We start from the raw sequence: 20,670 nt of genomic DNA on the forward strand, positions 1-20,670 counted from the left end.
GCCCCGCAAGGGGCTTTTCTCGTTTTAGCGGGCGTCGAAGCGTGTCGCCAGCTTCTGCAGGCGAAACTGCTCGGTGATGAAATCGACAAAAACCCGGGTTTTGGTCGGTAAGAATTTGGTGGTAGGAAAATAAAGGTGCATGCTGCCGCGATCGACATACCAACCCGGCAACACCCGCACCAGGCGGCCGTTTTCCAGATAGGGCACCGCATTCGGCATGGCGATCAAGGCAATGCCCAAGCCCATTTCCGCCGCCCGCGCCGCCGCCTCCGGCTCGTTTACCGTCATGCCGATCGCCATCGCCGGCGCATGCTGCTCGTTTTCCGCATTGCGCAGCGGCTGATGGCGGATGCGCCCGGTCTGCGGCGAACGGATGAAAATCCCGGTGTGTTGCGCCAGCTGTTCCGGCTGCCGCAGCGGCGGCCGTTGCCGCAGATAATCCGCCGAAGCCACCAACACGCCGTGTGCGGGCGCCAGCTCGCGCGCAATCATCCCCTGAGCCAGTTCGATGCCGCCGCCCAACGCGGCGTCGAAGTGCTCGCCGATCAGATCCACCTGGCGATTATCGAAATGCCAGTCCGGCACGATCGCCGGATAACGCGCCAAAAAATCCGGCAACATCGGCAACACGAAATTCAGACCGAAAGCGGTGCCCATGCTGATCCTCAGGCTGCCGGCCGCCACGCCGCCGCTGCTGCTCAGGCCCTTCAACGCGCACTGAATCGACTGCAGGCCACCGCTGACTTCCTGCAAAAAACGCTCGCCCTCTTCGGTCAGGATCAGCTGGCGAGTGTTGCGCTGGAACAGGCGCACGCCAACCAGCGTCTCCAGCCGGGTGACGTTTTTGCCCACCGCCGCCGGGCTGAGGCCCAGCTTGCGGCCGGCGGCGGAAAAGCTGCCGTTTTCCGCGCTGCTGACGAAGCATTCCAGGTGTCCCAGCATACTTTTCCTCTATGGATTTCAAACTAATGGTTTGAACTGATTATAGCTCTTTGTGGCTAGTGGCCGTGCCGACGATCTCCGATACTGAATGCCGGCACTTTACTTTACCCTCACCCACTTTGGAGAAATAACATGACCACAGCACACCCTCTGCAAGGCAAAGTCGCGTTCGTTCAAGGCGGTTCACGCGGCATCGGCGCCGCCATCGTTAAACGGTTGGCGAGTGAAGGCGCCGCCGTCGCCTTTACCTACGCCGCCTCGGCCGATCGCGCCGAAGCGGTGGCAAGCGCCATCACCGCCGCCGGCGGCAAAGCCCTCGCCATCAAGGCCGACAGCGCCGATGCGGCGGCGCTGCAGCAGGCGGTGCGCCAGGCGGTCAGCCAGTTCGGCAATCTGGATATTCTGGTGAACAACGCCGGGGTGTTTACGCTGGGCAGCACCGAGGAACTGGCGTTGGAAGACCTGGATCGCATGCTGGCGGTCAACGTGCGCAGCGTGTTCGTCGCCAGCCAGGAGGCGGCGCGCCACATGAACGACGGTGGCCGCATCATCCACATCGGCAGCACCAACGCCGAGCGCGTGCCGTTCGGCGGCGCGGCGGTGTATGCGATGAGCAAATCGGCGCTGGTCGGCCTGACCAAAGGCATGGCGCGCGATCTCGGCCCGCGCGGCATCACCGTCAATAACGTGCAGCCCGGCCCGGTGGACACCGAAATGAACCCGGACGCCGGCGAGTTCGCCGATCGGCTCAAGCAGCTGATGGCGATCGGCCGCTACGGCAAAGATGAAGAGATCGCCGGCTTCGTCGCCTACCTCGCCGGTCCGCAGGCGGGTTATATCACCGGCGCCAGCCTGAGCATCGACGGCGGCTTCTCGGCGTGACGTCCCCTGAAATACAAAAAGCCCCGTGAAGGGGCTTTTTTATAGAAATAACATGATTAAATAAGGAAGTATTATTTGAGTTAATCATATTAACGCCGCACTCGATACCTTTTTTGAATCGACAACTTTGAAATTCTCTTGTCATTACAGCCAATGCCATACTGCCCAGTCACCCTATGGAGAAGTTAATATGAAAGAAAGAACGCTAGGCAATGGCTTAACCGTATCGGCTATGGGTTTTGGCGCGATGGGATTGAGTGAGTTTTATGGCGATACCGATGATAATACATCGCTGGCGGTATTAAAAACGGTGATTGACACTGGCATCAATTTTATTGACACCGCCAACTTGTATGGTAGAGGACATAATGAAAGGCTATTAGGGCATTTCCTTGCCACCCTGGGTCACGCCCAACGAAACAAAATAAAAATTGCCACAAAATGCGGTATCGATCGGGCCGATGACAATGCCTATGCGCGCCGCATCAATAATCAGCCTGATTACATTCGCCGTTGCTGCCATGAGTCACTGCAGCGTTTGGGAGTCGAGCGTATCGATCTCTATTACCTGCATCGCGTCGATCCCCAGGCGGATATTGAGGAGAGCATGGACTGCCTGTCACAGCTGGTGAAAGAAGGCAAGATCGCGCAGGTGGGCTTATGCGAAGTCTCAGCTGCCACATTGGAAAAAGCGCACCGCATTCATCCGATCAGCGCCTTGCAAACCGAATATTCACTCTGGACACGTGATATCGAAGAAAGCGTGCTGCCGGCAGCCATTCGTCTGGGCGTCGGCGTTGTGCCTTACTCTCCGTTAGGCAGGGGATTCCTGACCGGAAAATACCTTAGCAATCAGGCCTTCGCCGATAATGATTTCCGCAAAAACAATGAACGCTTCATCCAGAGCAATATCGAACATAATGCTGAAATTCTGCAGGCTATCGCACCGCTGGCGGAAAAGTATCAATGTACTCCAGGACAAATTTCGTTAGCCTGGTTATTAGCGCAATATGAGAGAATCGTTCCCATCCCTGGCACCAAGAACAGTCATTACGCTATCGAAAATGCTCAGGCAGAAAACATTATACTGGCTGAAGAAGATTTAACTTTACTTAATACATTAAAGGAAAAGATAACGATTATGGGAGAGCGTTATAGCCCTGAGGGAATGAAAGGCGTAAACGCCTGATAATATCAATACAGAGAGGGCTGAAATATCAGCCCTCTTTTATGCTCAATTTATTTTCTCATTACGCTGAGGGCAACCCCCTCGCCGCCCCCCACGCATAAAGCTGCGATGCCTTTATTCAATCCGTTACGCTTCATATGATGAATTAGCGTAACCAGAATACGACAACCGGAGGCGCCGATCGCGTGCCCCAAGGCGATCGCACCACCGTGTGGGTTCACCCGCTGCGGATCGATACCCGAAGCCGACATAACGGCCAATGCCTGCGCCGCGAACGCTTCATTAGATTCGAGCGCCTCCACCTCTTCCGCATGCCAATTCTGTCTATTCATGCACTGACGAATTGCCTCTATCGGCGCCGCCCCCATGATTTCCGGTTCAATACCGGAGTTGCTGAAATGCCCCAGCACCGCCAGAGGCTCCAGCCCCAAACTCTCCGCTTTCTCCCGGCTACAGAGCAGCACCGCCGCCGCCCCATCATTGAGCGATGAAGCATTGCCCGCCGTCACCGTCCCCGCTTTTTGAAACACCGGCTTCAGCAACGACAGCTTCTCGCAGTTCGTTTCACGCGGCCCTTCATCCTGCTCGAAGCGTGTTATCTCTCCTTTGCGGCTGACCGACTCGATCGCGACAATCTCATCGCGGAAGAGGCCATTCTGCTGCGCCGCCAGAGCTCGCTGATGCGACAGTGCGGCGTATTCGTCCTGCTGCGCCCGCGAAATATTAAATTGCCTGGCCACGTTCTCCGCCGTCACGCCCATATGGAAATCGTGGAAAGCATCCCATAAACCATCATGCACCAACGAATCCTTCAGTTCGCCGTGCCCCAACCGCTGACCTTTACGCGAATTGCCGATAAGGTGCGGCGCCAACGACATGTTTTCCTGCCCCCCGGCGATCACCATCTCCGCTTCTCCGCTTTGGATAGCCTGCATCGCCAGATGCACCGCCTTGAGCCCCGAGCCACAGACCTTATTGATCGTCAGCGCCTGGACCGTCACCGGCAATCCCGCCAACAGCGCCGTTTGTCGGGCGGGGTTCTGGCCGCATCCGGCGGTCAACACCTGCCCCATGATCACCTGCTCAACCTCTTGCGCCGCTACCCCGCTTTCAGCCAACAACGCCTTCACTACGGCGCCCCCCAACGCCGTCGCCGGTTTGTCGGATAGCGCTCCTTGAAAACTGCCTGTCGCCGTACGCTTTGCCGCCACTACCACCACGTCTCTCATCACAATCGTCCTTATTCTTCTGGCTGCGCAGCGTGCTGAGCGACGGCGGCGCGATAAACGGTAAGCGCGTTCATGCAGGCGGGAACCCCGGCATAGATCGCCATTTGAATCACAATTTCCAGCAGTTCCCGTTGCGTCACCCCTACATTCAGCGCCGCACGCATATGGAGTTCCAGCTGGCCGGACGCATTGCCCAAGGTGATAAGCGATGCGACGGTGATCATCTCCCGGTTCTTGAGATCCAAACCTTCACGCCCAACCACCGCGCCAAACGCATAGTCGGTGATCAAACGCGGCAGGTCATCGTCCAACTCCCGCAGACGGCAGGTCACCTTATCGGCCAAGCCCGTTTCGAGCAGCTCCATAATCGCACGCCCGTGCTGCGTCAACGCTTCCCCGCTTCTCATGACGCCTCTCCCGCCAGCGCCGCCGCCTGTTCGGCTTTAACCGGAATCATCGCAATCAACAGCAACGAGAGCGCAATGGCGATACCCGCAATCATCAATAGCGCCGGAATGCTGTACAGCGACACCAGCCATGCCCCCGCCAACGCGCCGCAGCCGATGGCGCCATTAAAGAAGGAGACGTAAATCGCTGAAGCAGGGAACGCATTTTCACCGGCCAGACGCAGCACCCAGGTTTGGAAACCGACGAAGATGCCGGAAACGGCCAGACCCCAGACGATCACCAACGCCAGGATTTCAGCGCTCGTCAGGCTGTTGCCCATCTGCCCCAGGGTCAGCAGCGTTGCGGCGATCAGCACGACAGACAACACCACCATCGGTTTCAACCATTTATCGATAAACATGCCGGTGACAAAGTTGCCCGCCAAGCCGGCGATACCGAAGACGAAAAGCATCACCGGGATCATGCTGGAAGTCACTGCCCCAACGCTGTGCAACCAGGGTTCAATAAAGGTGAATGCAGCGAAATGCGCCGTGATGGCCAGCAAGGTCGCGCCGTAGATGCGCCACAATGCGCCTGAACGTAATACGCGAGCCAATGCCTCGAAACCCAGGGAGCTACTGGCTTTCACCTTCGGCACCACCAAAGCAATCCCCACCAATGCGATCACACTCAGCAAAGACATCAACCAAAAAGCCGGCCGCCACCCGACGTTCAGCCCGATATAATTCGACAGCGGCACGCCGAATACGCTGGCCGCAGAGACGCCGCCGAAGACGATGGACGTGGCCAGCCCGATGAATCTTACCGGCACCAGCGATACTGCCGTTGCGCCGATCATCGCCCAGAATGCGCCGTGCGCCAAAGCGCCGATCACGCGGGCAGCCAGTAGCCAGTGGTAATTTTCAACCATGGCGCACAGACTGTTGGAGACCAGGATGATCAGCGTCAACGTCAGCAACAGCAGCTTCTTAGGCAAGTTACCCAGAAACAGAGAGGACAACAGCGCGCTGATCGCGCCAACCCACGCATAGAGCGTGACCGTCAGGCCGATCATCGACTCTGACTGCTGCAGGCCTTCGGCCATCGGCGTCAACAGGCCGATCGGGGCTAATTCGGTGGTAACAATGGTAAAAGTGGACAAGGCTAAGATTACCAATGCCAACCAGGTTTTAATGCTTAATGGCTGATTATCACTTGATAAATTTTTCATCATATTCTCAACTAATTGGTGGCATTTTCTGCAAGCATGTTCCAATTATTCCGGCGCGCATATTCCGCCAGGTTTGAATGCTCACCTACGCAAACCGGATTGCCCGTCGCGGCTAGCATCGGAATATCGGACAGGTCGTCGCCATAGGCGAAGCTTTTGGCCAAATCAATATGATGACTTTGGCTAAATGACAATAATGCCCGCTGCTTACCCTGCCCAATGGTTTGCGGTTCGCCGATTTCCCCGGTCAATTTCCCTTTCGCATCCAACAGCAACTGGGTACAAAGAATGGCATCAGCACCAAGCCTCTGCCCCAATGGCTTTAATAACGGCAACATGGAACCGGAAATAAAAACGGTGAGATGGCCACTGATTTTGTGTCGCTGAAAGCGATCGACAGCAGAAGCGATGTAAGCCTCTTTCTCGTGCAGGTATTTATGGAACCAGTCCTCTGCGACCTGATAAACGTCATCGATATCTATGCCGGAAAACTGTCGGTAATACATGCGATTGAGCACTTCTCGCGGCACGCCCTCTGCAACCGCCTGTTGAAAGCGTTTAATAAACTCCTCATAGGCTTTCTGATTGCCACGCACATTGCTCCAATAATGATAAAAATGGAACATGCTCTTCATTTTTATCAGGGTTTCATCCACATCGAAAAATGCCGCGACAGACGTCACGCTTCCTCCTCATAAGTCTTGCGACGGCTTTTCACCGGAAAATCGGTATCGTTACCCAATACACCGGCATCCGCCCAACGCGATGGCGAAATTTCACTGATGACGACAGAAATCTTGTCCAACGGTGCCCCACAATGCAAATGGACCGAGTGCGTAATTTCTTCGATGAGGTTTTTTACTTTATTCTCATCATTCATTTTCCAGGTAGTAACTTGAACAACTGGCATAGAAAACCTTATTCCACAGTGGTAAATTCGCTAAAAGATAATGCAGGCAATTTCAAATGCGCATGAATATCGCCACCCAGTCCATAAAGGCCTATCGCGCCGCCAAAGCTCTGACGACAGCTCATAAATAAAACCACGACATTAATCACCCGGTTGCTATTTTCGCTCGCGGCCGGGAAAGGGTTGGGCAATTCGGCCCAAAATTCGGCGTGGCCCTGCGCATCCGTCACGAACACGTTGGGGATCCCCAATGGGCCCGGCCGGGTTGGCGCAAGTGGTGACAGATCACGCTCTCGCAAGCTCATCACGGTATAAACGCTGTTCGGTACCAGATGACGAAAGCGGAACTCGAAACGGGCTGTGCGCCGATCTTCGCTGAGGCTAACGACGAGGTCGCCTTGCGCCGTCATCCAGTCGGCCAAAGTAATCGCCGGCAGTCGGCGCGGGCCGTCAGCGGTTCGCATGTCGGCGATATAGCCTTCATGCAGCGGCACGCTTGGCCTGCGATCGTTAGCGGCCTCCGGACGTTGATCCGGTGCAAACGTCATCGGGTAGTTATTCAGCGGCAGCGGCAACGGCAGCGTGTATAGGGTGATATCCGCCAATTGTTCGGCCGTCAATGTCTGCAGCTCATCGATGACGGTATAGGGTAAAACCTGGCCAAAAGCGGGCAGTGGACTGTTTTTATCGACTATTGCGCCCCCCCACTCAATGCCGTTTTGGCGCGGGATCTGCCCGATGACCACAAAGTTTCCCTCGGCATCCACAACCTCCGCAGGGGGGTAAAGCGGCCCCTGCGTGGTCACGGCCAGGGAGTAGCGCTGGCCGTTAGTCTCAAGCATGCACGCCCCCGCTCTCACTCGGGACGCCGAGACCGGCATGCTGCAAAAGGGTATGCGTCATCTCTGTCGCCAACGCCGCTTCTTTTTCACCGATAACCGAAGCCGGGTAAACAGTGAACGATACCGACATGCTTGCGCACAGCGTGGTGTGCTGAGAGACGCGGATATCCGCTTTGAAGCGCGCACGACGTTCATTCACGTTCTGCTCCACCAGCTCATAGTGGACAATCGCCGGCAACGGGAACAGGAAGTTTTCAAACTTGATGTTCATATCATTGATGACATAGTAGGATTTTCCGGCACTGTCAGGCAGGTAGAATTCTTCAGTGACAGCAATAAAGGTTTGGCGACACGCCTCAACCAAAATCATTCCCTGAATATGTTGCCCCGTCTGGTGGTCGGCCATAAGTTCACAGCGTTCATCAATCAGTAAAGGCAGCGCAAACAAATTATCCTTAACTTTCTCTGCGGCGCCGATCAGTGTGTTGTGATTTATTTTTTTATGCGAATAGGCGTTTCTTGCTGTCGCCGTCAGCTTCTCCAACTCGGTCAGATCTAATTTATTGTCATGACTTCTGTTGCGATGCTGGTTTTCCAGCACTTTCCCGGCATAATCATCGCGCACGCCCTGGCCAACGATAAATTGGCTGTTAGTATCTATAATATGAGCAGGGATTTGGGTGATAAGCTCTAACTGGCTAATGGTTACAACGTCTTTACCGTTAGAGAACTCGCTAAATTTATCACCGACGACCACGATTTTCTTCGACATTGCTTGATTTTTCATTACAACCTCAAGTTATCAACAACAAGAAACTGAACGATAAATACGGGTATAAAGACCATCGTTACCGCCAGTAATATAGCTGTCACCGGCTTGCTGAATAATGGTCTGATAACGGGCGTTGGTGAAGGCTTCTTTGTAGGCCTCTTTATTTCCATTGAAAGCCGAGATAAACATGACGCCGGGTTGGCCGCTGATCAGTGAGTGATAGGCGCCGAAGCTGGTGATTTTATCTTTATTGTCACGAACGACGTTGAAAATAGTTTCTTCACGCCAGTGACGATATTGGCTGTAATTTTCTGCCGGAACCTCCACATGACGCAGTTGAACATATTCGGTGGCTGGAATATCGTCAGCGGAATCAATAGGTGCTTCAACGAACTTAACCAGCTCACGACGAACATCACCGGCCAGGACTGCAGAGAACGAATGGAATGCAGACTCCAACTCACTTTCCTGAGCAGCAATTTCCTCGACGGAGGCAAATGCGCGTAATTCGAGCAATTCGTTAATATTTTGCTCATCCGAAACAAAGTATTTTCCCGTATTGCTATTCGCCAGTGATTTGAATTGTGACTTATCAATATTGTCTTTCAGTGGGAAGCGGGTAATGAGTACGTATTTTGCCGACATAAATAAACCTCTGTAGGTGTGTGTGTTCAGAGGCGTCACAATAACAAGTCCATAACATTAGAGAATTGTTAGTTTTGTAATATAACTTTTGTATCAATAATGTTATGGAAATATAACAACCATTCAGGTAACCTGATACAAAAAATAGAATACCGCTGTACCCGACGTGTTGATTCTGGATTTTATTTGCTATCGCCCACCTTTCGCCAGCCAGCGACAGGCCGAATGACGTCGGAGCCCGTAATTGACGATTTTCAATGAAAAACTACCCACAATTAAGCAGTTGCAGTGCTTTCTCGCCGTCGCGCACGAGCTGAATTTTCGCCGGGCAGCCGAAAGAATGCGGATGACGCAACCGCCGTTGACCCGGCAAATCCAGTGCCTTGAGGACGTGATTGGCTGCCCGCTGTTTACTCGCGATACCCATCAGGTACATTTAACTGAGGCGGGGATCAAACTGGAAGAACAGGCTAAGCAACTCATTAACCAGCTTTCTCATTTGGTTCAACGGCTCAATGTCGAGAGTGACACGGTGAAAATCGGCGTCACGCGTACGCTGGACTTCAGTCTGATTCCCACCATCAATGCCCATTTGGAAAAGCTCATCGATGCCGATGAGATCTCCGCTCACCAACTGACGTCAAAGCAATTGCTGCAGATCTTGGCTCGGGGGAATCTGGATATTGCACTCGTCGGCGAGAAAGCGCCTAACGGCGAAGATGCCTTTGAATTTCGTTGGTTGTATCGAGAACCGCTCATGTTGGCGCTGCCTTCGTCGCATCCCGCCAGTATTCAAGATACCGTATCGCTGCGCGACGTTGTCGATCTGCCGCTCTACTGGTTCTCCCGCAGCGCAAACCCGGGTTTTTATGACAAGTGCGAAAATGTCCTTCAATCACTGCCTTTTGTACTGAAGCGCAAAGCGGAACCCGACGATTCGCTGATCATGCTGGCCAGCATCGCCCGGGGAAAAGGCATGGCGCTAATGCCGCAATCGATGTGCGTCTCCACCCGGGCGGGCTTGTGCTATCGCCATCTGGATGCACAAATGAATGAAAGATTGAACATCGACGTCTATCTGGTGATGCAAAAAAACGAAAAGCGGGTCAACGTATTGAATGCAGCCCGACAATTGTTGGCCTCATCGCCAGAACTCTGATGCTGCAAAAACAAAAAAGCCCCGTGAAGGGGCTTTTTTGTTGGCTGTAAACGGCCGGATATCAGAACGGGATATCGTCGTCGAAATCCATTGGCGGTTCGTTGCTGGTCGCCGGAGCGCTGTTCTGCGCTGGGCGAGACTGCTGCTGGCCGCCGCTGAACTGGTTGCCGCCCTGTGGCTGCTGAGGCTGGCCCCAACCGCCCTGGCCGCCGGCAGATTGACCGGCCGGTGCGCCGCCGCCCTGACGGCCGCCCAGCATCTGCATGGTGCCGCCGACGTTAACCACGATCTCGGTGGTGTAGCGATCCTGGCCGCTCTGATCCTGCCATTTACGGGTCTGCAGGGAGCCTTCGATGTAGACCTGAGAGCCTTTACGCAGGTATTCGCCCGCCACTTCGGCCAGTTTGCCGAACAGCACGACGCGGTGCCACTCGGTCTTCTCTTTCTGTTCGCCGGTCGCCTTGTCACGCCAGCTTTCGGAGGTCGCCAGGGTAATGTTGGCCACTGCGCCGCCGTTCGGCATGTAACGGACTTCTGGATCCTGACCCAGATTCCCGACCAGAATTACTTTGTTTACGCCTCTGCTGGCCATGAGCACTTCTCCCGATGATTGATTTCTACACAGTATAAACGCGTCAGTTTACCACGCTGAGTGCGAAACCACACCCGTGTTGATAAGTGCGAATTGCATTCCAGAATTGTCTTTTCGATCGACCTTGTTGCATTCGCATACTGGATATTCATTCAGGTTTTTTTGTGTCATAATTATGCGTTTCGACCAGGCTGTGCCGGTTTTTTGCGAGATCCATCACAAAATCCCCCGCAAAAATCGCGACAGGCGCGGTGTATCATCAAGACGGGAAGTGTAAATGGACAATATCGAAGTTCGTGGTGCTCGAACCCATAATCTGAAAAACATCAACCTGATCATCCCGCGTGACAAACTGATCGTCGTCACCGGCCTGTCCGGTTCCGGCAAGTCATCGCTGGCTTTCGATACGCTGTATGCCGAAGGGCAGCGCCGCTACGTCGAATCGCTCTCCGCCTATGCGCGCCAGTTCCTGTCGCTGATGGAAAAGCCGGACGTCGATCATATCGAAGGCCTGTCGCCGGCGATCTCCATCGAGCAGAAATCCACCTCGCATAACCCGCGATCCACGGTCGGCACCATCACCGAGATCCACGACTACCTGCGCCTGCTGTTCGCCCGCGTCGGCGAACCGCGCTGCCCGGATCACCATGTGCCGCTGGCGGCGCAAACCGTCAGCCAGATGGTCGATAACGTGCTGAGCCAGCCGGAAGGCAAACGCCTGATGCTGCTGGCGCCGGTGGTGAAAGACCGCAAGGGCGAGCACACCAAAACGCTGGAAAACCTGGCCGCCCAGGGCTACATCCGCGCGCGCATCGACGGCGAAGTGTGCGATCTGTCCGATCCGCCGAAGCTGGAGCTGCAGAAGAAACACACCATCGAAGTGGTGGTCGATCGCTTCAAGGTGCGCGACGACATGGCGCAGCGCCTGGCCGAATCGTTCGAAACCGCGCTGGAATTGTCCGGTGGCACTGCGGTGGTGGCGGACATGGACGACGAGAAAGCGGACGAGCTGCTGTTTTCCGCCAACTTCGCCTGCCCGATCTGCGGCTACAGCATGCGCGAGCTGGAACCGCGCCTGTTTTCCTTCAACAACCCGGCCGGCGCCTGCCCGACCTGCGACGGCCTGGGCGTGCAGCAGTTCTTCGATCCGGATCGCGTGGTGCAAAACCCCGAGCTGTCGCTGGCCGGCGGCGCGATCCGCGGCTGGGATCGCCGTAACTTCTATTACTTCCAGATGCTGCGCTCGCTGGCGGAGCATTATGAGTTCGACGTAGAGGCGCCGTTCAACACCCTGAGCGCCAACGTGCAGAAGGCGGTGCTGAGCGGTTCCGGCAAAGAGTCGATCGAATTCAAATACATCAACGATCGCGGTGACACCACCGTGCGCCGCCATCCGTTCGAAGGCGTGCTGCACAACATGGAGCGACGCTACAAAGAGACCGAATCCAGCGCGGTGCGCGAAGAGCTGGCGAAGTTCATCAGCAACCGCCCTTGCGCTTCGTGCCACGGCACCCGCCTGCGCGAAGAAGCGCGCAACGTGTTCGTCGAAGACACCACGCTGCCGGAGATCTCCGATTTGAGCATCGGCCATGCGATGACCTTCTTCCAGAACATGAAGCTCAGCGGCCAACGCGCCAAGATCGCCGAAAAAGTGCTGAAAGAGATCGGCGATCGCCTGAAATTCCTGGTGAACGTCGGCCTGAACTACCTGTCACTGTCCCGCTCGGCGGAGACGCTCTCCGGCGGCGAAGCGCAGCGTATCCGTTTGGCCAGCCAGATCGGCGCCGGCCTGGTGGGCGTGATGTACGTGCTGGATGAGCCGTCGATCGGCCTGCACCAACGCGACAACGAGCGCCTGCTGGAAACGCTGATCCACCTGCGCAACCTCGGCAACACGGTGATCGTGGTGGAGCATGACGAAGACGCCATCCGCGCCGCCGACCACGTGATCGACATCGGCCCCGGCGCCGGCGTGCACGGCGGCCAGGTGGTGGCGGAAGGCACCGTCGACGACATTATGGCGCAGCCGGACTCGCTGACCGGCCAGTTCCTCAGCGGCAAGCGCGAAATCGCCATTCCGGCGCAGCGCGTGCAGGCCGATCCGACCAAGGTGCTGAAGCTGAGCGGCGCGCGCGGCAACAACCTGAAGGACGTGACGCTGACGCTGCCGGTCGGGCTGTTTACCTGCATCACCGGCGTTTCCGGCTCCGGCAAATCGACGCTGATCAACGATACGCTGTTCCCGATCGCTCAGCGCCAGCTCAACGGCGCCACCATCGCCGAACCGGCGCCGTTCCGCGAAGTGACCGGCCTGGAACATTTCGACAAGGTGATCGACATCGATCAGAGTCCGATCGGCCGCACGCCGCGCTCCAACCCTGCCACCTACACCGGCATTTTTACCCCGGTCCGCGAGCTGTTCGCCGGCGTGCCGGAATCGCGCAGCCGTGGTTATACGCCGGGCCGTTTCAGCTTCAACGTCAAGGGCGGGCGCTGTGAAGCCTGCCAGGGCGACGGGGTGATCAAGGTCGAGATGCACTTCCTGCCGGACATCTACGTGCCGTGCGACCAGTGCAAGGGCAAGCGCTATAACCGCGAAACGCTGGAAGTGAAGTACAAGGGCAAGAGCATCCACGAAGTGCTGGAGATGACCATCGAAGAAGCGCGTGAGTTCTTCGACGCGGTGCCGGCGCTGGCGCGCAAGCTGCAGACCCTGATGGATGTCGGCCTGTCGTACATCCGTCTCGGCCAGTCGGCCACCACGCTCTCCGGCGGTGAGGCGCAGCGCGTCAAGCTGGCGCGCGAGCTGTCGAAACGCGGCACCGGCCAGACGCTATATATCCTCGACGAACCGACCACCGGTCTGCACTTCGCCGATATCCAGCAGCTGTTGGCGGTGCTGCATCAGCTGCGCGATCAGGGCAATACCATCGTAGTCATCGAGCATAACCTGGACGTGATCAAGACCGCCGACTGGATCGTCGATCTGGGGCCGGAAGGCGGCAGCGGCGGCGGCGAGATCCTGGTGGCCGGCACGCCGGAAACCGTGGCCGAGTGTGAAAAATCGCACACCGCGCGCTTCCTGAAACCGCTGCTGAACAAGTAATGTGCACTCCGCGGGCCGTCATCAGGCGGCCCGCACGCTGATCCGCTGCGCGTCAATCGAGCAGAAACAGGCAAGATTTCGACATTTTCAGGCATTTCCCTCCACGCCGCCCGCTTTTATCATCAATGTTCCCTCGGCGGCCCCCTGTCTGATTCAGGCCGCATCCCACCGGCACTCCGCTGCCGGCCAAGCGTTGTCCCCCCGACATTGATAACTGGAGCGACTATGAACATTACCCATGCCTATGCCGCGCATGACGCGAAGTCTGCGCTGGTGCCTTTCGATTACCAGCCGCGCACCCTGCGTGACCACGACGTGCAAATTCAGGTGCTGTTCTGCGGCGTCTGCCACTCGGACCTGCACCAGGCGCGCAACGAATGGAGCAATACGATGTATCCGGTGGTGCCGGGCCACGAAATCGTCGGCCGTGTCAGCGCCGTCGGCGGCCATGTCTCGCGTTACCGGATCGGCGATCTGGTCGGCGTCGGCTGTATGGTGGATTCCTGCCGCAGCTGCCCGAGCTGCGATGAGGGACTGGAGCAGTATTGCGAGAACGGCTTTACCGGCACCTATAACGGCCAGGATCGCCAGACCGGTGCCGTGACCTACGGCGGCTACTCCACCGATCTGGTGGTGGATCAGGACTTCGTGCTGCGAGTGCCGGAAAACCTCGATCCGGCCGGCGTAGCGCCGCTGCTGTGCGCCGGCATCACCACCTACTCGCCGCTGCGCCAATGGGGCACGGGGCCGGGCAAAAAGGTCGGCATCGTCGGCCTTGGCGGGCTGGGGCATATGGGGGTTAAACTGGCGCGGGCGATGGGCGCGTACGTGGTGCTGTTCACCACCTCGCCGTCGAAAATCGAAGACGCCAAACGGCTCGGCGCCCATGAGGTGGTGATTTCCCGCAACCCGGAAGAGATGGCGCAGCACGTCAACAGCTTCGACTTCATCCTCAACACGGTGGCGGCCCAGCACGATCTGAATCCGTTCCTCACCCTGCTGCGCCGCGACGGCACCCTGACGCTGGTCGGCGCGCCGGAGCACGATCACCCGTCGCCGCAGGTGTTCAACCTGATTATGAAACGCCGCCGCATCGCCGGCTCACTGATCGGCGGCATCGCGGAAACGCAAGAGATGCTGGACTTCTGCGGCCAACACGGCATCACCTCAGATATCGAGCTGATCCCGATGCAGCAGATTAATGAAGCGTATGAACGTATGCTGAAAAGCGACGTGAAGTACCGCTTCGTGGTGGATATCGACTCGCTACGAGCCTGATGAAAATGGGCGCCCGCGGCGCCCGTTTTTTTATAGGTGCTTGATGACCCTGGCCGGGTTGCCGCCCACCACGCAGTTGGCGGGCACGTCTTTGGTCACCACCGCGCCGGAGGCCACGACCGCATTGTCGCCGATGGTCACGCCCGGATTGATCACCGCGCGCCCGCCGATCCACACGTTATCGCCAATCCTGACCGGCTTACCGAACTCCGCGCCGCCGACGCGGGTCTCAGCGTCCAGCGGATGGGTCGCGGTGTAAATATGCACGCCCGGCGCCAGCAGGCAGTTGTCGCCGATATGCACCTCGCACACGTCGAGGATCACGCAGTCGAAATTGGCGTAGAAGTTCTTGCCGAGATAAATATTATAGCCGTAGTCGCAGCGGAAGGTCGGCTCGATGGTGCCGCCCTGATAGCCGCCCAGCAGCTCACCCAGCCACTGTTTGCGCAGCTCGCCCTCTTCCGGCGAGGAGTGGTTATAGCGATGCGTCAGCTGGCGCGCGCGCCGACGCTCGCTGCGCAGCAGGTCATCGCCGGCGTCGTACAGCTCCCCGGCGATCATCTTGCGCTTTTCTTCGCTGATGGCCATGTCGGCCTCCTTATGTTATCCGCGTTTCTTGAATGCCCAAGCGTAGCCGCTTTTGCCTGATGACAAAAAGGGAACGTTCCCAATTTAAAATCACGATCACGCTTTGACACGAAAAAACAGGAGAAAAACGGGCGGCGCCGCCGCCCGGCAATCAGGCGCGCAGTTCCTGGCGCACGTGTTCGGGCAGGCCTTCCACCACCAGCTGATAGGAGCTGTCGATCAGCGTGTAAAACTGCGAGTTCGGCAGGTTGCCGTCGAGAAACACCGTGTTCCAGTGCGCCTTGTTCAGGCCGGCGCAGGCGACGATCTCAGGATGGTGTTCACGCAGGCTTTCCGCCAGCTCCGGGCTGGACTTGACCGCCAGCGCCGGCCGCCCTTCGACCTCGCACACCATGGCGAACATCACGTCGCCTACCTTGATCTGACTGGCCTGCCACTGGTTTTGGTCGCTTTGCTCCGCGCCCGGCTTCGCCATGCAGTACTCCAGCAATGCGCTGTTATTCATTGGGTTACTCCCCCTGTAATGTGGCCACAATACGGCGTGCTCCGCCGTGGATGCGGTGCTCCCCCAGCCAGATGCCCTGCCATGTGCCCAACATCAGCCGCCCGTGCCTGACGGGCAGCGTCAAGGACGCGCCCAGCAGCGAGGATTTGATGTGCGCCGGCATGTCGTCCGGCCCTTCGTAGTCATGCTGATAGGGTGCGTTTTCCGGCACCTGACGCAGGAAATGCTGCTCCATATCGGCTCGCACCGTGGGATCGCAGTTCTCGTTGAGCGTCAGCGAGGCCGAGGTATGCTGCAGCAACAGATGCAGCAGGCCGGTTTGAAGGCGGTGTAAGTGGGTTAACTGGTTGACGATCTCGTCGGTAACCAGATGAAAGCCACGCGCTTTTGCGCTGAGGATTAGCGTTTGCTGATGCCACATGAGTGAGCGCCCCTCAATCAGTATATTCTCTCTCCGGTTTGCGGCAACTTCGGCGGCGCGCCGGAAATAAAAAAGGAGCGATATCGCTATCGCTCCCCGATGAACGTCCGTTCAGGCTAACAGACGTTACTGCACCGCGGCAAACGCCTCGGCCACCTGACGCACGTTGTTGTGGTTCAGGCCAGCCACGCACATGCGGCCGCTGTGGATCAGGTAGACGCCGAACTCTTCACGCAGGCGATCGACCTGCGCCGCGCTGAAGCCGGTATAGCTGAACATGCCGCGCTGCGCCAGCAGGTAATCGAAGTTGCGCTGCGGCAGCGCGCTCTTCAGGGTGTCCACCAGCGCGTGACGCATCTCGAGAATGCGGGTGCGCATGCTCTCCACTTCGTCCAGCCATTGGGTTTTTAACTGGGTGTCGTTCAGCACCTTGGCCACCAGCTGCGCGCCGAAATTCGGCGGGCTCGAGTAGTTGCGGCGCACGGTGGCCTTCAGCTGGCCCAGCACGCGCCCGGCCGCCTCTTCGCTTTCGCACACCACCGACAGGCCGCCGACGCGCTCGCCGTACAGCGAGAAGATCTTCGAGAACGAGTTGCTCACCAGGCACGGCAGGCCGGCCGCCGCGATGGCGCGAATGGCGTAGGCGTCCTGCTCCATGCCGCCGCCGAAGCCCTGGTAGGCGATGTCGAGGAACGGAATGATTTCACGCTCGGCGATCACCTTGACCACCTCATCCCACTGGGCAGGAGTCAGGTCGGAACCGGTCGGGTTGTGGCAGCACGGGTGCAGCAGCGCGATGCTGTGCTTCGGCAGCTGTTTCAGCGCGGCGAGCATGGCGTCGAACTTCACGCCCAGGCTTTCGCTGTCGAAATACGGGTAGGTATTCACCTTGAAACCGGCGCCGCTGAAGATGGCGACGTGGTTTTCCCAGGTCGGATCGCTGACCCACACCTGCGAATCCGGGAAGTAGCTTTTCAGGAAATCGGCGCCCACTTTCAACGCGCCGGAACCGCCGACGGTCTGAATGGTGGCGATGCGCCCCTGCTGCAGCATCGGGTGCTGCGCGCCGAACAGCAGATGCTGGATGGCGGAACGGTAGGGTTGCAGCCCTTCCATCGGCAGGTATACCGAGGCGCCGTGCTCGACGCTGTTCAACTGCGCCTCCGCCGCGGCGACCGCCCGCATCTGCGGAATGATGCCCTGCGCATCGTAGTACAGGCCGATACTCAGGTTCACCTTGTGCGCGCGCGGGTCTTGTTTGAATTTTTCCATCAGCGACAGAATGGGATCGCCGGCATAGGCGTCAACGTTCTGGAACACGGGGTTTTTCTCCTGGTTTATTTATTGTGGTTTGGGCACAGCGTTACGTTCCTAATATAGACGGAAAACCGCGTTAGGTTTTAGCTTTCTCGCGCCACCGGCAATAAACCGTTTTCCTTGATGCGATTGAGCACCACCGCCGTTTTGATATGCGCCACGCTTTTGTGCGGCGACAGCGTCTGGCTGATGAATTCGCTCAGCGCTGGCAGGTCCGCCACCGCCACTTTCAGCAGGTAATCGGCGTCGCCGGTGGTCTTGTAAGCGTCGAGGATCGCATCCACCTCCTCCAGCATCTGATGAAAGCTGTCGATCTGCTCTTGGGCGTGCGTGATCAGGCTGACTTCGATCAGCCCCACCAGCCCCAGGCCGACCGCCTCCGGCGCCAGCCGCGCGTGGTAGCCGCGGATCAGCTGCGCCTGCTCCAGGCTGATGCGCCGCCGCGAACACTGGGAGGCGGAGAGCCCCACCAGCTCGCTAAGCTCCTGATTGGTCAGCCGGCCGTTGGCCTGTAACAGCGTCAGGATTTTCATATCAAAATCGTCAATGTTGTACATAGCCACCTGTAAACTGTGTTAATAAATGTTGACGTTACAGCCTACCAGTTTTTTTACCGTTGCCGACGTCACACCCTGGCGCTTAAATCGCGTACAGCAGCAAAGCCCGGCGTTTTCGCCGGTAAGCGGCATAAAAAACGGCTAACTCATGCAGGCAAACGACAATTAACGGCGAAGTAACGCATAAAACCACGAATGTATAAAAAGGACGCCAGATGAAAAAGTTACTCCCTCTCGCGCTGCTGCTCGCCGCCGGCAGCGCCGGCGCGCAATCCCACCTGGATAAGGTGCTGCAGCAAAAGACCCTGGAGGTCTGCACCACCGGCGACTACAAGCCCTATACCTTCCTCAAGGAAGACGGCAGCTATGAAGGCATCGATATCGACATGGCGGAATCGCTGGCCAAGAGCCTGGGCGCGAAAGTGAAGTGGGTGAAGACCAGTTGGAAAACCCTGACGCCGGACTTCACCTCCGGCAAGTGCGACATTGCGATGGGCGGTATCTCCGTCACGCTGGAACGGCAAAAACAGGTGTTCTTCGCCGACAAGCTGGATACCGACGGCAAAATCCCGCTGGTGCGCTGCACCGACGTGAAGAAATACCGCACTCTCGAGCAGATCAACAAACCGTCGGTGCGTCTGTTGGAGCCGGCGGGCGGCACCAATGAAGCCTTCGTGCACGCCTATCTGCCAAAGGCCAAACTGACGCTGACGCACGACAACATGAGCATTTTCCAACAGCTGGTGGAGCGCAAGGCAGACGTGATGATCACCGACGCCTCCGAGGCGCTGTACCAGCAGAAGCGCTATCCGAAGCTGTGCGCGGTGAATCCGACCAAACCGATGCAGTACGGCGAGAAGGCTTACATGCTGCCGCGCGACGATCTGAGCTGGAAACTGTATGTGGATCAGTGGCTGCACCTAGCCAAAGCGACCGGCGAGTATCAGAAGATTATCGATAAGTGGTTGGCGGTAAAGAAGTAACCCGCTGAGAAACGGGGCCGACGCGCGTCGGCCCCTGCGGCGTTTCAGTCGCCGATGTATTCCATCGCCACGCGCTGCGTGAGCTTGGTGATCAGCTCGTAAGCGCTGATGCCGGTGCAGACGGCGATGCGCTCGACCGGCAGCGCCGGCCCCCACAGCACCGCTTCATCCCCCACCTTATCGGCGGTGGCCGGCCCGAGATCGACCGAAATCATGTCCATCGACACCCGGCCGACGATCGGCACTTCGCGGCCGTTGATCAGGATCGGCGTACCGGTCGGCGCGCTGCGCGGGTAGCCGTCGCCGTACCCCATCGCCACCACGCCCAGCCGGGTATCGCGCGGGCTGACCCAAGTGCCGCCGTAGCCGACCGCTTCGCCGGCCTTGTGCTCGCGCACCGCGATCAGGCTGGACTTCAGCGTCATCGCCGGCTGCAGCCCATGCTCGGCGCCGCTGCCGTTATCCAGCGGCGACACGCCGTACAAAATAATGCCGGGGCGTACCCACTCGTTGTGGGCATCAGGCCACAGCAGCGTGCCGCCGGAGGCGGCGACCGAGCGCTGGCCCGGTTTGCCGCGCGCGAACTGCTCGAAGCAGGCGATCTGTTTCAACGTGGTGTCGGATTCCGGCTCGTCGGCGCGGCTGAAGTGACTCATGATATTGACCGGCTGCGCCACATTGCGGCAGGCGCACAGGCGCTGATAAAACGCCTCCGCGTGTTCGGGGCGCACCCCCAGCCGATGCATGCCGGTATCGAGCTTCATCCACACCGGCACCGGACGCGCCAGCTCAGCCTGCTCCAGCGCTTCGAGCTGTTCGATGCTGTGCACCGCGGTTTCGATGTTGTTCGCCACCAGCACCGGCAGATCTTCGGCACTGAAGAAGCCTTCCAGCAGCAGGATCGGTTTGACGATGCCGCCGGAACGCAGCATCAGCGCTTCGCCGATGCGCGCCACGCCGTAGCAGTCGGCGTCTTGCAGGGTGTGTGCTGTTTCCAGCAGGCCATGTCCATAAGCGTTTGCTTTCACAACGGCAATCAGGCGGCTTTGCGGCGCCTGGCGGCGCACCTGTTGCAGATTATGTCGCAGAGCGCGGCGGTCGATTACAGCGGTTGCCGCTTTCATTTCAGTTCCTT

22 protein-coding genes are annotated in these 20,670 nt (G+C 57.8%); 6 read left to right on the plus strand and 16 right to left on the minus strand.

Annotated features, from left to right (window positions below):
- Nucleotides 1–24 precede the first annotated feature (24 nt).
- On the minus strand, nt 25–942 hold the full coding sequence (locus WCL58_RS24060; RefSeq protein WP_049201481.1) for a LysR family transcriptional regulator: 918 nt from the start codon (nt 940–942) through the stop codon (nt 25–27).
- Between the two features lie 132 nt (nt 943–1,074).
- Between WCL58_RS24060 and WCL58_RS24065 the strand changes: the two genes are divergently transcribed.
- Nucleotides 1,075–1,824 (plus strand): 3-oxoacyl-ACP reductase family protein, encoded by a 750-nt coding sequence (locus WCL58_RS24065; RefSeq protein WP_060425175.1) that lies wholly within the window; start codon nt 1,075–1,077, stop codon nt 1,822–1,824.
- A 190-nt stretch (nt 1,825–2,014) separates the two neighbouring features.
- Nucleotides 2,015–3,013 (plus strand): aldo/keto reductase, encoded by a 999-nt coding sequence (locus WCL58_RS24070; RefSeq protein ID WP_336851698.1) that lies wholly within the window; start codon nt 2,015–2,017, stop codon nt 3,011–3,013.
- A gap of 50 nt (nt 3,014–3,063) precedes the next feature.
- On the opposite strand, the gene WCL58_RS24075 is transcribed toward WCL58_RS24070, so the two are convergent.
- The 8 genes from WCL58_RS24075 to WCL58_RS24110 are packed head-to-tail and all read right to left on the minus strand — an operon-like array spanning nt 3,064 to nt 9,029.
- Nucleotides 3,064–4,242, minus strand: a complete 1,179-nt coding sequence (locus WCL58_RS24075) for an acetyl-CoA C-acetyltransferase (RefSeq protein ID WP_180547855.1) — start codon at nt 4,240–4,242, stop codon at nt 3,064–3,066.
- Between the two features lie 11 nt (nt 4,243–4,253).
- Nucleotides 4,254–4,649, minus strand: coding sequence for a carboxymuconolactone decarboxylase family protein (locus WCL58_RS24080; protein ID WP_087762589.1), 396 nt, complete (start codon nt 4,647–4,649; stop codon nt 4,254–4,256).
- Entirely contained in the window at nt 4,646–5,860 is a 1,215-nt protein-coding gene (locus tag WCL58_RS24085) for an MFS transporter (protein WP_180548749.1), read from the minus strand. The genes WCL58_RS24080 and WCL58_RS24085 overlap by 4 nt, the downstream gene beginning before the upstream one ends.
- Nucleotides 5,861–5,871: 11 nt before the next feature.
- Nucleotides 5,872–6,543 carry an HAD family hydrolase gene (locus tag WCL58_RS24090; RefSeq protein WP_336851699.1) on the minus strand — a complete coding sequence of 224 codons (672 nt, stop codon included), beginning with the start codon at nt 6,541–6,543 and terminating at the stop codon, nt 5,872–5,874.
- The gene (locus tag WCL58_RS24095) at nt 6,540–6,770 is read right to left on the minus strand and encodes a tautomerase family protein (protein ID WP_180547857.1); all 231 of its coding nucleotides are present in this window, start codon (nt 6,768–6,770) and stop codon (nt 6,540–6,542) included. Before WCL58_RS24095 ends, WCL58_RS24090 begins: the two co-directional genes overlap by 4 nt.
- Nucleotides 6,771–6,778: 8 nt before the next feature.
- On the minus strand, nt 6,779–7,612 hold the full coding sequence (locus WCL58_RS24100) for a hypothetical protein (RefSeq protein WP_336851700.1): 834 nt from the start codon (nt 7,610–7,612) through the stop codon (nt 6,779–6,781).
- Nucleotides 7,605–8,399, minus strand: a complete 795-nt coding sequence (locus WCL58_RS24105) for an AfsA-related hotdog domain-containing protein (protein ID WP_180547859.1) — start codon at nt 8,397–8,399, stop codon at nt 7,605–7,607. Before WCL58_RS24105 ends, WCL58_RS24100 begins: the two co-directional genes overlap by 8 nt.
- 15 nt (nt 8,400–8,414) lie before the next feature.
- A complete protein-coding gene (locus tag WCL58_RS24110; protein ID WP_180547860.1) occupies nt 8,415–9,029 on the minus strand; it encodes a hypothetical protein in 615 nt (204 codons plus the stop codon).
- Nucleotides 9,030–9,273: 244 nt separating this feature from the next.
- On the opposite strand from WCL58_RS24110, the gene WCL58_RS24115 reads away from it, so the two are divergent.
- Nucleotides 9,274–10,188, plus strand: a complete 915-nt coding sequence (locus WCL58_RS24115; RefSeq protein ID WP_336851701.1) for a LysR family transcriptional regulator — start codon at nt 9,274–9,276, stop codon at nt 10,186–10,188.
- Nucleotides 10,189–10,249: 61 nt separating this feature from the next.
- Here the strand turns inward: WCL58_RS24115 and ssb1 are convergent, their stop codons facing one another.
- Nucleotides 10,250–10,780, minus strand: coding sequence for a single-stranded DNA-binding protein SSB1 (gene ssb1 / locus WCL58_RS24120; protein WP_004936793.1), 531 nt, complete (start codon nt 10,778–10,780; stop codon nt 10,250–10,252).
- A 277-nt stretch (nt 10,781–11,057) separates the two neighbouring features.
- Here ssb1 and uvrA point away from each other — a divergent pair, with 277 nt between their 5' ends.
- Together uvrA and WCL58_RS24130 are read left to right on the plus strand one after the other, a co-directional pair.
- Complete coding sequence (uvrA, locus tag WCL58_RS24125) at nt 11,058–13,886, plus strand: excinuclease ABC subunit UvrA (protein WP_038874306.1); 2,829 nt, start codon at nt 11,058–11,060, stop codon at nt 13,884–13,886.
- Nucleotides 13,887–14,111: 225 nt separating this feature from the next.
- Nucleotides 14,112–15,164, plus strand: a complete 1,053-nt coding sequence (locus tag WCL58_RS24130; RefSeq protein WP_180547863.1) for an NAD(P)-dependent alcohol dehydrogenase — start codon at nt 14,112–14,114, stop codon at nt 15,162–15,164.
- A 30-nt stretch (nt 15,165–15,194) separates the two neighbouring features.
- On the opposite strand, the gene maa is transcribed toward WCL58_RS24130, so the two are convergent.
- The 5 genes from maa to WCL58_RS24155 form a co-directional block, all read right to left on the minus strand.
- Nucleotides 15,195–15,752, minus strand: a complete 558-nt coding sequence (gene maa / locus WCL58_RS24135) for a maltose O-acetyltransferase (protein ID WP_336851702.1) — start codon at nt 15,750–15,752, stop codon at nt 15,195–15,197.
- A 151-nt stretch (nt 15,753–15,903) separates the two neighbouring features.
- Nucleotides 15,904–16,257, minus strand: a complete 354-nt coding sequence (locus tag WCL58_RS24140) for an MmcQ/YjbR family DNA-binding protein (protein ID WP_038874311.1) — start codon at nt 16,255–16,257, stop codon at nt 15,904–15,906.
- Between the two features lie 4 nt (nt 16,258–16,261).
- Nucleotides 16,262–16,678 (minus strand): secondary thiamine-phosphate synthase enzyme YjbQ, encoded by a 417-nt coding sequence (locus WCL58_RS24145; RefSeq protein ID WP_004936779.1) that lies wholly within the window; start codon nt 16,676–16,678, stop codon nt 16,262–16,264.
- Nucleotides 16,679–16,804: 126 nt separating this feature from the next.
- Nucleotides 16,805–17,998 carry an amino acid aminotransferase gene (locus WCL58_RS24150; protein ID WP_100397046.1) on the minus strand — a complete coding sequence of 398 codons (1,194 nt, stop codon included), beginning with the start codon at nt 17,996–17,998 and terminating at the stop codon, nt 16,805–16,807.
- Nucleotides 17,999–18,078: 80 nt separating this feature from the next.
- Nucleotides 18,079–18,552 carry an Lrp/AsnC family transcriptional regulator gene (locus WCL58_RS24155; RefSeq protein WP_049201491.1) on the minus strand — a complete coding sequence of 158 codons (474 nt, stop codon included), beginning with the start codon at nt 18,550–18,552 and terminating at the stop codon, nt 18,079–18,081.
- A 215-nt stretch (nt 18,553–18,767) separates the two neighbouring features.
- Here WCL58_RS24155 and WCL58_RS24160 point away from each other — a divergent pair, with 215 nt between their 5' ends.
- Complete coding sequence (locus WCL58_RS24160) at nt 18,768–19,535, plus strand: transporter substrate-binding domain-containing protein (protein WP_336851703.1); 768 nt, start codon at nt 18,768–18,770, stop codon at nt 19,533–19,535.
- 44 nt (nt 19,536–19,579) lie between these two features.
- Here WCL58_RS24160 and alr read toward each other — a convergent pair whose 3' ends face one another.
- Complete coding sequence (gene alr, locus WCL58_RS24165) at nt 19,580–20,659, minus strand: alanine racemase (RefSeq protein WP_336851704.1); 1,080 nt, start codon at nt 20,657–20,659, stop codon at nt 19,580–19,582.
- Nucleotides 20,660–20,670 lie beyond the last annotated feature (11 nt).

The sequence above is a fragment of the Serratia sp. TMDUHS_CL genome, assembly GCF_037137105.1.
GTDB classification, from domain to species: Bacteria; Pseudomonadota; Gammaproteobacteria; order Enterobacterales; family Enterobacteriaceae; genus Serratia; species Serratia nevei.

Coding starts and splice junctions, on each gene's coding strand:
- WCL58_RS24145 (WP_004936779.1), bottom strand. CDS start 16,678: ATGTGGCATCAGCAAACGCTAATCCTCAGCGCAAAAGCGCGTGGCTTT.
- WCL58_RS24085 (WP_180548749.1), bottom strand. CDS start 5,860: ATGAAAAATTTATCAAGTGATAATCAGCCATTAAGCATTAAAACCTGG.
- WCL58_RS24095 (WP_180547857.1), bottom strand. CDS start 6,770: ATGCCAGTTGTTCAAGTTACTACCTGGAAAATGAATGATGAGAATAAA.
- maa (WP_336851702.1), bottom strand. CDS start 15,752: ATGGCCATCAGCGAAGAAAAGCGCAAGATGATCGCCGGGGAGCTGTAC.
- WCL58_RS24140 (WP_038874311.1), bottom strand. CDS start 16,257: ATGAATAACAGCGCATTGCTGGAGTACTGCATGGCGAAGCCGGGCGCG.
- WCL58_RS24060 (WP_049201481.1), bottom strand. CDS start 942: ATGCTGGGACACCTGGAATGCTTCGTCAGCAGCGCGGAAAACGGCAGC.
- WCL58_RS24065 (WP_060425175.1), top strand. CDS start 1,075: ATGACCACAGCACACCCTCTGCAAGGCAAAGTCGCGTTCGTTCAAGGC.
- WCL58_RS24080 (WP_087762589.1), bottom strand. CDS start 4,649: ATGAGAAGCGGGGAAGCGTTGACGCAGCACGGGCGTGCGATTATGGAG.
- WCL58_RS24160 (WP_336851703.1), top strand. CDS start 18,768: ATGAAAAAGTTACTCCCTCTCGCGCTGCTGCTCGCCGCCGGCAGCGCC.
- WCL58_RS24100 (WP_336851700.1), bottom strand. CDS start 7,612: ATGCTTGAGACTAACGGCCAGCGCTACTCCCTGGCCGTGACCACGCAG.
- WCL58_RS24075 (WP_180547855.1), bottom strand. CDS start 4,242: ATGAGAGACGTGGTGGTAGTGGCGGCAAAGCGTACGGCGACAGGCAGT.
- WCL58_RS24105 (WP_180547859.1), bottom strand. CDS start 8,399: ATGAAAAATCAAGCAATGTCGAAGAAAATCGTGGTCGTCGGTGATAAA.
- uvrA (WP_038874306.1), top strand. CDS start 11,058: ATGGACAATATCGAAGTTCGTGGTGCTCGAACCCATAATCTGAAAAAC.
- alr (WP_336851704.1), bottom strand. CDS start 20,659: ATGAAAGCGGCAACCGCTGTAATCGACCGCCGCGCTCTGCGACATAAT.
- WCL58_RS24130 (WP_180547863.1), top strand. CDS start 14,112: ATGAACATTACCCATGCCTATGCCGCGCATGACGCGAAGTCTGCGCTG.
- WCL58_RS24110 (WP_180547860.1), bottom strand. CDS start 9,029: ATGTCGGCAAAATACGTACTCATTACCCGCTTCCCACTGAAAGACAAT.
- WCL58_RS24070 (WP_336851698.1), top strand. CDS start 2,015: ATGAAAGAAAGAACGCTAGGCAATGGCTTAACCGTATCGGCTATGGGT.
- ssb1 (WP_004936793.1), bottom strand. CDS start 10,780: ATGGCCAGCAGAGGCGTAAACAAAGTAATTCTGGTCGGGAATCTGGGT.
- WCL58_RS24155 (WP_049201491.1), bottom strand. CDS start 18,552: ATGTACAACATTGACGATTTTGATATGAAAATCCTGACGCTGTTACAG.